The organism is Bifidobacterium sp. ESL0745 (assembly GCF_029433335.1).
In the GTDB taxonomy this organism is placed as follows: domain Bacteria; phylum Actinomycetota; class Actinomycetes; order Actinomycetales; family Bifidobacteriaceae; genus Bifidobacterium.
Window position 1 is genome coordinate 287,189 of record NZ_JAQTHX010000001.1, and the last position, 12,584, is coordinate 299,772.

Sequence of the window (12,584 nt, forward strand, 5' to 3'; positions counted from 1 at the left end):
CAAATATTAAGGGTAATAGCTATAATCAGAACTAAAGCGCTTTAGTTGTATAGCTGAAACGCGGAAGCTCTTTTCCGAAGTTGGAGAGAGCGAAAAGAAAGGAAAAGCAGATGTTTTCTTTGAAGAAGACCATCGCCATCACTGCTTCTGCAGCTATGTTGTTCTCCGTTGCGGCTTGCGGTGGACAATCTAACAAAACTTCCAATGGGGACAAAGAAGTTTCATTCCAGACGTGGAATTTGAAAAACGCTACCTATACGCCGTACTTTAATAATATCGTCAAGGCTTTTGAAAAACAGAATCCCGGAGTCAAAGTCAAGTGGATCGATCAGCCTGCAGATGGCTATACCGACAAGCTCAATGCTGATGCCGCCGCAGGTACTTTGCCCGATGTCGTTGATATGAGCCCCAATGTTGCCTATAGCCTGGCGAAGGCCGGTGTGATCGACAATCTCAGCAAAGTCGATAAGAGCGCTGAAAGCCAGTTCACCAAGGCCGCTTGGAATTCCGTGACTTTTAAAGGCGTCAAGGACGGAGACGGCGCTTATGCCTATCCGTGGTATCTCAATTCCGGTGTCCAGTTCTATAACAATGCTGTCCTGCAGAAGTGTGGTGTTCCCAATATGCCGCAGAACATGGATGATTGGTTCAGTGCGGCCAAGACGTTGGGTTCCACGTGTCCTGGAACCAATATGGTTGCTTCCGTGCCTACCATCGAGTCGCTTGGACAGTATGGTTCTCAGCTGATGAATGCGGACCAGAGCAAATTCACCTTCAATGACAAGAAGGGTGTTGATCTGGTGCAGCATTATATTGATATGTACAACCAAAAGGCTTTGTCCGCCGATTCACTCAATAACCAGTGGACGGGCGAGGGCGACGCCTTCAAGCAGGGCAGCGTGGCATCACTTGCGGGTTCGGCTTATTCTGTTTCCGACCTGCAGCAGAACGCCCCCAAGGTTTACGACAACCTTGGCATCATTCCTCGCTTGCTGGGTGAGGGTGGCAAACCCAATGTTGCCGTGGAGTCTCTTGTGGTTTCGAAGAATTCCAAGAACAAGGACCTTGCAACCAAACTGGCTCGATTCATCACGAACAAGGAAAACCAGAAGGTGTTCTGCACCAAGTCGCACACTTTCCCGTCCGTCGCCGGAGAAGCCTCCGATCCTGTGTTCTCTCCTCAGGGCGATTCGAAACAGGACAAAGCGGTGAATCTGGCTTCCAACGCCATCAAAGACGACAATTGGTTTGCGTCTCCTGCTCCGTTCTCCGAAAACGCCAAGACCAAGCTCCGTGAGGAGATCGCCAAGGCGATTCAAGGCAAGCAGTCCGCTCAGCAGGCTCTTGACAAGGCCGTCGAAGCAGCGAATTCGGATTTGAAGTAACTATGAAAGACAGCTCCAAAGCAGCTGTGCAGTCATCAACGCGTGGAAAGCCGGCACAGGTTTCCACGCGTGATGACGGCAAACAGTCCACAATTTGGGCCGTTGATTCAGCTCATAAAATTCATGAAGGCAGGGGGCTGGTAGGTTGGCTTTTTGTCGTTCCGGCTTTGGCCGTTGCGATTTGTTTCGTCATCCTTCCTTTCTTCAATACCGTCAGGCTTTCATTTACCGATGCCACGTTCTCCGACCCGGGAAAATTCGTAGGACTGGCACAGTACAAGGCGATGCTTCACGATGAGAGCGTGCATATCGGCTTATTGAATTCATCGCTCTATGTTGTATGCGTTGTGCCGTTTATGGTTATCCTGCCGTTGATTCTTGCCGCGCTGGTTTCTGGGAGTTCCAAGGTGCTTTCGTTCTTCAGGGCATCTTTCTATTTGCCGGTAGTGGTATCGACAGTGATCGTCGGTTTGGTGTGGACCAATCTGTTGAGCGAGCGTGGTCTTGTCAATTCTTTGCTTATGGCAACACACATCATCAAGAAAGGGATACCTTTCCTCACTGACCGCTGGTTGCTTCTGTTCAGTGCCATGGCGATCACCATTTGGACCGGCCTTGGCTATTATATGATTATTTATTTGACCGCTTTGGCCAATATCGATCCTTCGCTCTATGAAGCCGCTCAATTGGATGGGGCAGGGCCGGTTCGCCAGTTCCTTCACATCACCATTCCGGGGGTACGCTCGACGATGGTGCTGATCATGCTGCTTTCTTCCGCCGCCGCATTCAGGGTGTTCAACGAGATCTATGTCCTTACCGGTGGTACCGGAGGAGTCGGCGGCCAGGATGTCACCATGACCATGCTGGTAAAGAACTACGGCACTGGTCTTAACGCCAAATATGGGTATGCAGGTGCAGTCAGCATGTTGGTGTTCGTCATTGTGGGCAGCCTCGTAGCCATCGAGTTCTTTGCCGAAAGGAAGTTCAACAAGGATGAAAGGTAAAATTACAGGCAAAGCCATTCGTTATATCATCCTCACGATTATTTTCCTGATACTGATCGGGCCTTTGCTCTGGCAGCTTACGTTGGCGTTCAAAGGCAAGGGCGATGATATTTACGCTGTACCTCCCTATGTGCTGCCAAAAGATCCGACTCTTGACAACTTCAAAGAGGCGTTCAACCGCATTCCGGTTTTGATGTACTTCAAGAACTCGTTGATTGTGGCTGCGATCTCCGTGGTCGGCAACGTTGTCGGATCGACGCTTGCCGGTTATGCCCTTGCAAGATTGAAATTCCATGGCAAGAATCTGGCTATCATCTTGATTTTCGCCGCGATGCTCATTCCCGGTGAGACCCTGCTGATTTCCCAGTTCCTGATCGTTGAGCGAATGGGATTGCAGAATACGTTGCTGGGGGCTGCATTGCCTGGGTTATGCAGTGCCATGAACGTGTTGCTCATGGTCAATGCCTTCGCGGCAATACCTGATGAGTTGGAAGAATCCGCAAAAGTGGACGGCGCCAATGTCTGGCAGCGCTTTTTCGACATCTGCCTGCCGCAGGTAAAAGGAACCATAACGGTCATCACCATCTTTGCTTTTGTCGGAGCATGGAACGATTTCCTGTGGCCATTGATTATCCTGGGTGATGATTCGGTTTACACATTGACCGTTGGACTCAATAGGCTGAAGAACCAATTTGTTTCCGATCCAAGGCTGATTGCCGCAGGTACGGTCATTGCCCTGGTCCCGATTATCGTGTTCTTCCTCATATTCCAACGTTATTTCTTCCGCGGTGTCGAAACAGGCGGAGTCAAGGGGTAAACGATGAGATTCGGTGTCAACTACACTCCCTCGCACGGTTGGTTCCATTCCTGGCTTCATCCGGATTGGGATTCGGTGAAAAAGGATTTGGACGCCATCGCGGAGCTTGGAATGGATCATGTGCGTCTGTTCCCGCTTTGGCCGGTGTTGCAGCCAAATCGTACATGGATTAATCAGGACGGAATAGAAGATGTCAGGCATATGGCGTCGTTGGCCAGCGAGCGTGGGCTTGATGTCTATTCGGATGTCCTTCAGGGGCACCTGTCGAGTTTTGATTTCGTTCCCTCGTGGCTGGTCTCGTGGCATGAAAACAGCATGTTCTCCGACCCCGATGCCGTAGAGGCACAAAGCAGGCTCGTTTCCACGCTCTATGACGCCCTTTCGACGGTACCGCGTTTCAAAGGGCTCAATGTGGGCAACGAATGCAACCAATTCGCCGACGCGATTCATCCCCGCCGGATGACTGCCACTAGCGATGACGCGCAGGCCTGGCTGCACGCCCTGCTTGATCCGATTGAAGACAAGGCGCATGCCAACGGGCACGTATTGCTGCATAGCGAGAACGATGCCGTCTGGTACGAGGACGGTCATCCGTTCGAGCCCCGGCACGCTTCGGTCATCGGTGATGTCACGTCCATACATTCCTGGGTCTTCAACGGCACTGCGCAGCGGTATGGCGCGATGAGCGAGATTGGGACACGTCATGCGGAATATCTGGTGGAGCTTTCCAAGGCTTTCGCGCTTGTGCCGCACCGCCCCGTCTGGTTGCAGGAAATCGGTGCCCCGCAGAATGTCATTGACGTGAAAGACACTCCGGAATTTTGTGCGCAGACCGTTGAACATGCGTTGGATTGCACGGATCTTTACGGGGTGACATGGTGGTGCTCACACGACGTGACCAGCGCCATGTCCGATTTTCCGCCGTTTGAGCATGATTTGGGTCTTTTTGACGAGCATGGAGAGCTGAAGCCCATCGGCAGGCAGTATTCACGCCTGGCGCGTGAATATCGGTATCGTCCCGAACCGCCCGCACGTTCGACGGCCATCGTCATCGAATGCGATGATGATGGTGACCCGATGCTGAGGTCTGCCTGTGCGCCTGGTGGTTCCGTGTTCAGACAGTGGATGGCGCTGAGCGCGAAGGGGGAACGCCCGGCATTGGTGACGTCCCGGACCGCATCGGATACCACCCGGCTTAGGACCCTTGGCATCACGAAATGTCTCAACGTGCCTATGACTGCCGGCGACGTCTACAGTGCGGTTTCTGACCCCTCGCTACAGGGTGCCACAGACCGCAAGTAATTCTCGGGACAGGCTGGTTTCCAGTGTTTTGGGGGATTCTGGAACCGGCCTGTCCCGTTTTTTTATTCCTATTTTCTCCTAGGTATGGTCGAGAACATCGTTTTGGTCTGCAAACGGCTTCAGGACAACATATGAGACGCATGGCTGCTACTAAAACGCTTTGCCGAGAAAAGGGAGTATATTTATTTGAAAGATGGTGGAACATCGTTGAGTTTCAATGTAGAGAATCTGATTTAGGACGATGGTCTTTGAGATTGAGAGGCAGATAGCCGCAATGGGTGATACAAAAACCATATTGCCGAACAAGTCCGGTCGTATGCCTTCAAAACGTGTCGGTCTGAAGGATGTAGCCGATGAACTCGGCATCTCCCAGACTGCTGTTTCCTTCGCAGTCAATGATAAACCCGGCGTTTCCGATGAGACCAAACGCAAGGTCAAGGAAACGGCGGCACGCATGGGGTGGAGCCCGGTCTACGCGGCGCAGGCGTTGAGTTCTTCGCGCACCATGACGGTCGGGTTTGTGCCTTCCCGTTCGGGAGGCAACCTGCAGACCGAAACGTTCATGCTGCATTTCATGGCAGGTCTTCATGATTCTCTGAGCCGTAAAGGTTACGGCATCCTTTATCGCCCCGCCAAATCGTTGCAGGAAGAGCTCTCGATCTATCGCGACTGGAGCAAACGCAAACGTGTGGATGGGGTGGTTTTGGTTGATCTGCGCAGCGAGGACCCCCGCCCCAAACTGCTCAATGAACTCAACATACCGGCGGTTCTCGCCGGTGGCCCCGATCCCGAGGACCTTGTGCCGTCGCTTTCCATCGATGATTCAGGAACGATGGAAAAGATATTGAAACATCTGCTTGCGGTGAAACGAACCCGCATCACCTATTTTTCCGGTAACCGAGATCTGGACTACAGCAAGATGCGTGTGGCCGCCTTCAATGAACTTTCGACCAAATACGCCTTGGAGTTCTCGGCAGTAAGCTATACGAATTTCGACGCGGAAACCGCGGCGGCGCAGACCTGCTCGATGATGAACGGCAGTTTTGCCCCCAATGCCTTCATCTACGAGAACGAGACCATGGCCGCTGCAAGCCTGCGGGCCCTCGAACAATTGGCGTTTTCCAAAACCGTTCCGGCAGGGTTGCAAAGTCTTGACGGCGATCAATTCCCGCATAATCTGCCGGCTATCGTCAGTTTCGAGGACAGTTTCATCTGCACCGCCACCTATCCTTCCATCACCGCCGTGCATCGTGATCCTGGTGAATACGGCAAGCGCGTCGCCAACCTGTTGATCAAATGCCTGTCGGGGGAGCCGGTTTCGGGCAATCGCCGCATCCTTCAGCCAACGCTGGTGGTACGTGAAAGCACTGGCGGTTCTGGTCTGGAAGCGGATGAAGGCAGGTAGACGATTCCGGTAGTACACCTTGGTCGTATTCCGATTGGCGGAAAGCGGCAGGGCTTTAGCGCTTTTATGCCAATTTGGTAAGTGGAATCGATAACAATCATCTTTTAGTATTAAGGAAAATTCATGGAGAAAAATATCGGCGCAACATCGTCCAATGCCGATGGGGCGCAGAAAGCACAAGCGGTGCCGGTTTCGGTTCGCAATTTCATCGAGCGCATCCACGTATTGTGCGGGGAGGAGCACAAGGATTGGGCCTTGACCTTCGACAAGGCGTTCGCCAATACGCTTACCTCCGCGCTCCGGCGGGAAAAAGACGGCAGCACGTTCCTGCTGACCGGTGACATTCCCGCGATGTGGCTGCGCGATTCCACGGCCCAGATGCGGCCGTATCTGCCGATAGCCAAGGATGACCCGGATCTTGCCGAACTGATCGGGGGATTGTCGCGCCGGCAGTTCTTCTACATCACCATCGATCCGTATGCCAACGCTTTCAACGAGACGCCAAGCGGGGCTTCGTGGGACAAAAAGGACCGGACGGACCGCACCAGCCCGTGGCTGTGGGAGCGCAAATACGAGGTGGATTCGCTGTGCTACCCGGTGCAATTGGCCTGGCTGCTCTACCGGAACACCGGCTATACCAAGCATTTCAACGCTGATTTCGTCAAAGGTATCCAATCCGTCCTTGACGTTTTCGTCACCGAACAGGACCATAAGCGTTCGCCGTATTTCTTCATCCGCGACACCACGCTGCCTACCGACACGCTTTCCAACAACGGGCGAGGCACCCCCGTGGCCGAAACCGGGATGACATGGTCCGGCTTCCGCCCCAGCGATGACACCTGCACCTATCACTATCTGATACCTTCCAATATGTTCGCTTATGTGATTCTGGGCTATATCACTCGTCTGTTCGACGGCTGCGACGCCAAGCTTCCCGCCTTGCTCAACAATCCCGATATCGTCCGGCGGTCGGCAACGCTGCGGGACGGGATCGGCAGGGGAATCCGCGAATACGGCACCACCAAAAACCGCGAGGGAGAAACCGTCTACGCCTATGAAGCCGACGGGCTGGGCCATGCCTCGCTGATGGACGACGCCAACATCCCGAACCTGCTCAGCGCTCCTTATCTCGGATTTTGCCAGGCGGACGATCCGACTTATGCGGCGACGAGGCGGACGCTTTTAAGCGACGAAAATCCTTACTTCTATTCCGGTCGGTACGCTTCCGGAATCGGCTCTTCGCATACCGATGCCGATCGTGTCTGGCCGATCGCCCTTTCGATACAGGGGCTGACCAGCGAGAGCAGAGCCGAAAAGGCGCGTTTGCTCGACACGTTGGCCGCCACCACCGCCGGCACGCATCTCATGCATGAGGGCTTCGACGTCAACGATCCGGGCAAATACACGAGGCCTTGGTTCAGCTGGTCCAACATGATGTTCTGCGAGCTGACCATGGATTACTTCGGTATTCGTGTACAGATGTGAATGCCGTCGGCTCTTCGAAAAGGAATGCCATGTACGGAAGTCTGCAAGATGTGGCTATACTATTGATGGAACTAAAACGGTTAAGTTAATACGAATCCGTTTCAGAGATCGATAAAAAGCACCATGCTTGTCCATCGGAATGTGCCGGAAGGTGGATCGGTATCATGATTCCCGTGGGCGTAACGAAAGGAATACAATGACGAATCCGAAATACGAACTGGGCACCGTGGCCAACCGTACGTTTATGGCCAATCAGACTTACGAACTGCTGAACTTCGGCAAAGGTTTCCCCGTCCCGCAAGGCGGGTCTGGCTGGCTTGACGACGATGGCCATATCGACCCTTCGCACGGCATCCAGACCTGGATCACCGGACGTATGACGCACGTCTACTCCATCGCCGCCATGCTCGGCTACCCGAATGCCGAAGCGCTGGTGGACGCGGGGCTCAAGGGACTTACCGGCATCCTGCACGACGACAGGAACGGCGGCTGGTATCCCTCGATTCAGGCCGACGGCACCCCTGAGGCGGGCAAGACCTGTTACCCGCATGCATTCGTCATGCTTTCCGCATCTTCGGCCCTGCTTGCAGGACGTCCGGGGGCCAAGGAACTGCTTGATGAAGTCCTGAAGACCTACGACAAGTACTTCTGGGACGATGAGGCGGGACTGGCCGTCGATACGTGGGACACCACGTTCTCGAAACTCGATGACTATCGTGGCATCAACGCCAACATGCACACCACCGAGGCCTTCCTCGCCGTCGCCGACGCCACCGGCGACAACAAGTACCGCGTGCGCGCCGGCCGCATCATCGACCACGTCGTTGAGTGGGCCAAGAACAACCACTGGCGCATCCCCGAGCATTTCGGGCCTGATTGGTCAGTCAACCTCGAATACAACGCCGACAAGAAGGACGACCAGTTCAAGCCCTACGGCGCCACCCCCGGCCATGGCATCGAATGGGCACGTCTCATCACGCAGTGGGCGCTGAGCTCCTTCGCCAACCGCGTCGGAGCCAAGCCCTATATCGACGCCGCAGAGCACCTGTTCAATCAGGCGGTCGCCGACGGCTGGAACCGCAACGGCACGGTGGGCATGGCCTACACCGTCGACTGGAACGGCGAGCCGGTGGTCACCGACCGCATGCACTGGACGCTGGCCGAGTCGCTCAACACCTCCGCCACGCTCTACAAGGTGACCGGCAAGAAGGAATACCTCGACTGGTACGCGACCTTCGCAAAGTATGTCGATGAGCACCTGATCGACCACGAAAAGGGCAGCTGGTTCCATCAGCTCGACAAGGACAACAAGGTCATCGGCACGGTCTGGCCGGGCAAATCCGACGTCTACCACGCCTTCCAGTCCACGCTGGTTCCCTTCCTTGACCCGTCGGTCTCAATCGCCACCGCCATAAGAAACGCAGAATAGCCGTCGCATAAATCCGACCGTTGGTTTCAGGGTTCCCACGCAGTGCAAGGCGAGGGAACCTTTCATTCGTTTTGATGGGCAACAGTCGGAAACAAACGCGTTTGCGTCGCTAAAAATAAGTGTTAGTATCTAATTACTTGCTTTTAAAAGTAAGGAAAGCATACTAAATATTTAGTGGTTTATTTCAGCAGGCTTTCCGAGCGGAAAGGCATCAGCCAGATGTCAGGCTTTGAATCTGACCGCGCTTATGTACTTGCATAAGTGTGTGAACAACAGTCGTGTCAGCGACCGACATGACATAACCCGCAAAGAGGTGGGATATGAAGAAAAAGTTTTTGGCGGCAGTCACCATTACATTATCAGCTGCGATGATGCTGGGCGCCTGTGGCAGCTCAGGCAACAAGTCCGCCGATTCAAATAAAAATGAGCCTTTGACCATTTGGGTCATGAACGGTGATTTTTCGGATGATGTCATGAATGCAATCAATGAAAAATTCACCAAGGAGACCGGTGTCAAGGTCAAGGCCCAGACGCAGCAGTGGGCCAACATCACCACGAAGGTCACCACCGCACTGTCGACTTCCACACCGCCCGATGTCATCGACATGGGCGATACCCAGGTTCTTGGATTCGCCGCCAGCGGCGGTCTGATGGACCTGAGCGGACACAAGAAGGAATTTGACAACAGCAGCTCCTGGCTCAGCGGCCTGGAGAAGCCCGCTACTTCCAAGGGCAAGCTGTATGGCGTTCCTGCATTCGGCGCTGCGCGTGCAGTGATCTACAACAAGAAGATCTGGGCCGATGCCGGCATCACCGAGACCCCGAAGACCTATGCGGAGTTCACGGGCGATTTGGACAAGATCGCGGCCAAGCACGCCTCCGATCCTGATTTCATCCCCTTCTATCGTCCAGGCCAGGACTGGTATTGCATGCTTCAGTTCCTTTGGGATGCCGGCGGTGATCTGGCAACGCAGAGCGGCAGCACTTGGAAGGGCGATCTGACGAGCAAGGAGTCCCTGCAAGGATTGCAGGACTGGAAGGACTTCCAGAACAAGTACTCCAGCAAGGCATCTCGTACCGTTGATACGGTAAATCCGCAGCAGAACGATTTCCTGGCTCAAGGCAAGACCGCTGCATTGTTCAGCAACAGCGCCACCATCTCTTCTGTGCCCAAGATCAACCCGGCAATGACGGAAGACCAGTTCGGTACGTTCCCGATGCCCGGCAAGAGTGGAAAGAACCAGCCCAGTTTGGTCGCCGGTTCCGATTGGGCCGTTGCCGCCAAGAGCAAGCGTCAGGATCTGGCTCTGAAGTGGATCAAGATCGCGACCAGCAACGACATCGAACAAAACCACATCTTCGCGCATGACGGCTGGCTGCCGAACTCCCAGAAGGGCCTCGATGAGGTGTTGAAGTCCAGCTCGATGAAGGAAGTCAACAAGGGCTTCTTCGAAGCCGCCAAAAGGATGCAGTCCACTCCTGCTTCTCCTGAATGGACCACCATTGAAGGAGACAATTCGGTGGCTGAGTTCTCCAAGAACGTCGTAACCGGCAACTCCAGCGTGGAGGATGCGGCGAAGACCTTCAACCAGCACATCGAACAGGTGCTCAACAAGAAGTAACGGCTGTAAAGCGGTAAAGTCAGCCGGTTGATTGTGGCGCATGAGTGATGTCGCCATGCGCCACAATCAATTTCTATAGAACACGATGATGTGTGCTTTCGTATTTTGTTGGTAAGGGGATTGACATGAAAACTTCCGATCGGCAGCAATCCAGTGTTGCCATAGAGGAATTGGCGGATTCGGATGGGGAAGTACCGAAGAAAAAAAGACGGAGCATGCGACAGGGGACGTTTGTTGCGCTTCTTCTGACGCCGATGGGCATCATCCTTACCGCGCTTGTCATCGTTCCTATCATTTTCCTGGTTTTCACTTCCTTTACGGATTTTAACCAGTCATCGCTTTTCACCGGTGCGTTCAGCTTCACCGGGTTGAAACAGTACAGTACGGTGCTCACTGACGTGGAGTTCTGGAAGGCGCTGCTTCGTACGTTCGTCTTTGCCGCTGCGTTGGTGATCGCCAGCGTGCTGATTGGCATGGCTGTGGCCCAATTGCTGACCAAGCTTGGCGCGGTGGTCCGCTATATCGTCGTCTTCGTGCTGATTTTCGCCTGGGCGATGCCGAATGTGGCTTCATCAGTGGTATGGAAGTGGCTGTTCCAGCCTGGTTATGGCGTCATCAATTGGTTGCTGACACAGTTGAGGATTTTCGGCAATGTCACCAATCTGTCGTGGTCGAACAATACCACGCTCGCTTTCGTGTGCATCTGGCTTCTGGTGGTCTGGCAGGCGGTTCCTTATATCGCCATCACCCTGTATGCGGCGACCACTCAGATTGACCGCTCGTATATGGAAGCCGCCGAGATCGACGGTGCCGGAAGAATTCGTACCTACTGGCAGATCGTCGTTCCGCTGATCCGCCCGAGCATCATGGTGGTCACCATGCTTTCGGTTATCTGGGACTTCAACGTATTCAACCAGATCTGGCTTGTTTCCCAAGGCGGACCGAACGATACGACTTCCACAATCGGGATCTTCACCTACAAGAAAGCGTTCGTCAACTTCGATATCGGTCAGGGTGCGTCCATCTCGGTGATCACGGTGATCATCCTTATGGCGTTGACCAGTGTATATATTCGTAATCTTCTGAAATCTGGTGAGGACCTATGAGCGAGGCGTCGGTTTCTTTGAAAAAGCAATCTGGGCAAAAGCCTGCCAAGAAGGTAAAAGCCAGAAGCAAATTGACGTGGAGGAGGGTCGGATCGAGCATCATCGGGATTCTCTTCAGCATCGTCTGGATCTTCCCGGTCTACTGGATGACCATCACTTCGTTCAAGCCCCGCAGTGAGATTCTGTCCTCCACACCCGCTTTTATCCCCAAGCACTGGTCGCTGGATAATTTCAAATCCGCTATTTTCCAGACCACGTTCCTGGCGAATCTGAAGAACTCCATCATCGTCACCTTTTTTGCGGTTGTGATTTCAGTGTTCTTCGCCTTCCTGGCGTGCTCGGCACTGACGCTCTACCGTTTCAAGAGCCGCCGTTTCATCATGGTGCTCATCCTGGCCATGCAGATGCTGCCCGGCACCGCCATGCTGATTCCGCAGTTCATCGTGTTCAACCAGCTTGGCTTGCTCAACACCTACCTCGGGTTGATCCTGGCCTATATCGCCACGGTACTGCCGTTCTCGATCTGGAACATGCGTGGTTTCTTCCTTTCGATTCCCGTCGACATCTTCGAATCGGCAAGGGTGGAAGGGGCCAGCGAATGGCAGATCCTGCGCAAGATCACCTTCCCGTTGGTGGCTCCTGGCATCGTTTCGACTTCCGTGTTCGCGTTTATCACGGCATGGAACGACTACCTGACCTCATACACCTTCATGCGAGACGAATCGAAATACACGCTTCCTGTCTGGCTTTCGAGCTTTTCCACGCCGTCCGGTACCGATTTCGGCGGGCAGATGGCCGCTTCTGTGCTGTTCTCGCTGCCTGTGGTGATCTTCTTTATGATTGTCCAGGGCAACATCGTGAAGGGCTCGACCGAAGGCTCGGTGAAGTAGCGTTTTCGTCTACGTCACTGGCGTTTGAAATCGCTTGTCTCTGTTCAAGGCCTTGCCCGTCTATCTGGCAAGGCCTTGAATCTGAGATATGGATGGAGGGAAGCTGTCATGACTGTCGATAAGCTGCGAAGAATCGATC

At 53.9% G+C, this 12,584-nt stretch carries 10 protein-coding genes; all 10 read left to right on the plus strand.

From position 1 onward, the window contains the following. Window positions 1-110 precede the first annotated feature (110 nt). The 10 genes from PT275_RS00995 to PT275_RS01040 all read left to right on the plus strand — a co-directional run bounded on the left by PT275_RS00995 (window position 111) and on the right by PT275_RS01040 (window position 12,445). Window positions 111-1,385 carry a sugar ABC transporter substrate-binding protein gene (locus tag PT275_RS00995; protein ID WP_277151477.1) on the plus strand — a complete coding sequence of 425 codons (1,275 nt, stop codon included), beginning with the start codon at window positions 111-113 and terminating at the stop codon, window positions 1,383-1,385. Window positions 1,386-1,387: 2 nt separating this feature from the next. Then, window positions 1,388-2,389, plus strand: coding sequence for a sugar ABC transporter permease (locus PT275_RS01000; protein WP_280924659.1), 1,002 nt, complete (start codon window positions 1,388-1,390; stop codon window positions 2,387-2,389). After that, window positions 2,379-3,206 carry a carbohydrate ABC transporter permease gene (locus PT275_RS01005; RefSeq protein WP_277151481.1) on the plus strand — a complete coding sequence of 276 codons (828 nt, stop codon included), beginning with the start codon at window positions 2,379-2,381 and terminating at the stop codon, window positions 3,204-3,206. Before PT275_RS01000 ends, PT275_RS01005 begins: the two co-directional genes overlap by 11 nt. A gap of 3 nt (window positions 3,207-3,209) precedes the next feature. Next, the gene (locus PT275_RS01010; RefSeq protein WP_277151484.1) at window positions 3,210-4,508 is read left to right on the plus strand and encodes a glycosyl hydrolase; all 1,299 of its coding nucleotides are present in this window, start codon (window positions 3,210-3,212) and stop codon (window positions 4,506-4,508) included. 274 nt (window positions 4,509-4,782) lie between these two features. Beyond that, the gene (locus PT275_RS01015; RefSeq protein ID WP_277151486.1) at window positions 4,783-5,913 is read left to right on the plus strand and encodes a LacI family DNA-binding transcriptional regulator; all 1,131 of its coding nucleotides are present in this window, start codon (window positions 4,783-4,785) and stop codon (window positions 5,911-5,913) included. A gap of 123 nt (window positions 5,914-6,036) precedes the next feature. Further along, window positions 6,037-7,398, plus strand: a complete 1,362-nt coding sequence (locus PT275_RS01020; RefSeq protein ID WP_277151488.1) for a glycoside hydrolase family 125 protein — start codon at window positions 6,037-6,039, stop codon at window positions 7,396-7,398. A 196-nt stretch (window positions 7,399-7,594) separates the two neighbouring features. Then, on the plus strand, window positions 7,595-8,827 hold the full coding sequence (locus PT275_RS01025; protein ID WP_277151490.1) for an AGE family epimerase/isomerase: 1,233 nt from the start codon (window positions 7,595-7,597) through the stop codon (window positions 8,825-8,827). A 320-nt stretch (window positions 8,828-9,147) separates the two neighbouring features. Next, window positions 9,148-10,449 (plus strand): extracellular solute-binding protein, encoded by a 1,302-nt coding sequence (locus PT275_RS01030; RefSeq protein ID WP_277151492.1) that lies wholly within the window; start codon window positions 9,148-9,150, stop codon window positions 10,447-10,449. A 125-nt stretch (window positions 10,450-10,574) separates the two neighbouring features. After that, window positions 10,575-11,555 (plus strand): sugar ABC transporter permease, encoded by a 981-nt coding sequence (locus PT275_RS01035; protein WP_277151495.1) that lies wholly within the window; start codon window positions 10,575-10,577, stop codon window positions 11,553-11,555. After that, on the plus strand, window positions 11,552-12,445 hold the full coding sequence (locus PT275_RS01040) for a carbohydrate ABC transporter permease (protein WP_277151497.1): 894 nt from the start codon (window positions 11,552-11,554) through the stop codon (window positions 12,443-12,445). The genes PT275_RS01035 and PT275_RS01040 overlap by 4 nt, the downstream gene beginning before the upstream one ends. Window positions 12,446-12,584 lie beyond the last annotated feature (139 nt).

What these genes read in the sequence shown, in the direction of transcription:
- PT275_RS01025 (WP_277151490.1), top strand. Translation starts at nt 7,595, where the DNA reads ATGACGAATCCGAAATACGAACTGGGCACCGTGGCCAACCGTACGTTT.
- PT275_RS01040 (WP_277151497.1), top strand. Translation starts at nt 11,552, where the DNA reads ATGAGCGAGGCGTCGGTTTCTTTGAAAAAGCAATCTGGGCAAAAGCCT.
- PT275_RS01030 (WP_277151492.1), top strand. Translation starts at nt 9,148, where the DNA reads ATGAAGAAAAAGTTTTTGGCGGCAGTCACCATTACATTATCAGCTGCG.
- PT275_RS01010 (WP_277151484.1), top strand. Translation starts at nt 3,210, where the DNA reads ATGAGATTCGGTGTCAACTACACTCCCTCGCACGGTTGGTTCCATTCC.
- PT275_RS01015 (WP_277151486.1), top strand. Translation starts at nt 4,783, where the DNA reads ATGGGTGATACAAAAACCATATTGCCGAACAAGTCCGGTCGTATGCCT.
- PT275_RS00995 (WP_277151477.1), top strand. Translation starts at nt 111, where the DNA reads ATGTTTTCTTTGAAGAAGACCATCGCCATCACTGCTTCTGCAGCTATG.
- PT275_RS01020 (WP_277151488.1), top strand. Translation starts at nt 6,037, where the DNA reads ATGGAGAAAAATATCGGCGCAACATCGTCCAATGCCGATGGGGCGCAG.
- PT275_RS01035 (WP_277151495.1), top strand. Translation starts at nt 10,575, where the DNA reads ATGAAAACTTCCGATCGGCAGCAATCCAGTGTTGCCATAGAGGAATTG.
- PT275_RS01000 (WP_280924659.1), top strand. Translation starts at nt 1,388, where the DNA reads ATGAAAGACAGCTCCAAAGCAGCTGTGCAGTCATCAACGCGTGGAAAG.
- PT275_RS01005 (WP_277151481.1), top strand. Translation starts at nt 2,379, where the DNA reads ATGAAAGGTAAAATTACAGGCAAAGCCATTCGTTATATCATCCTCACG.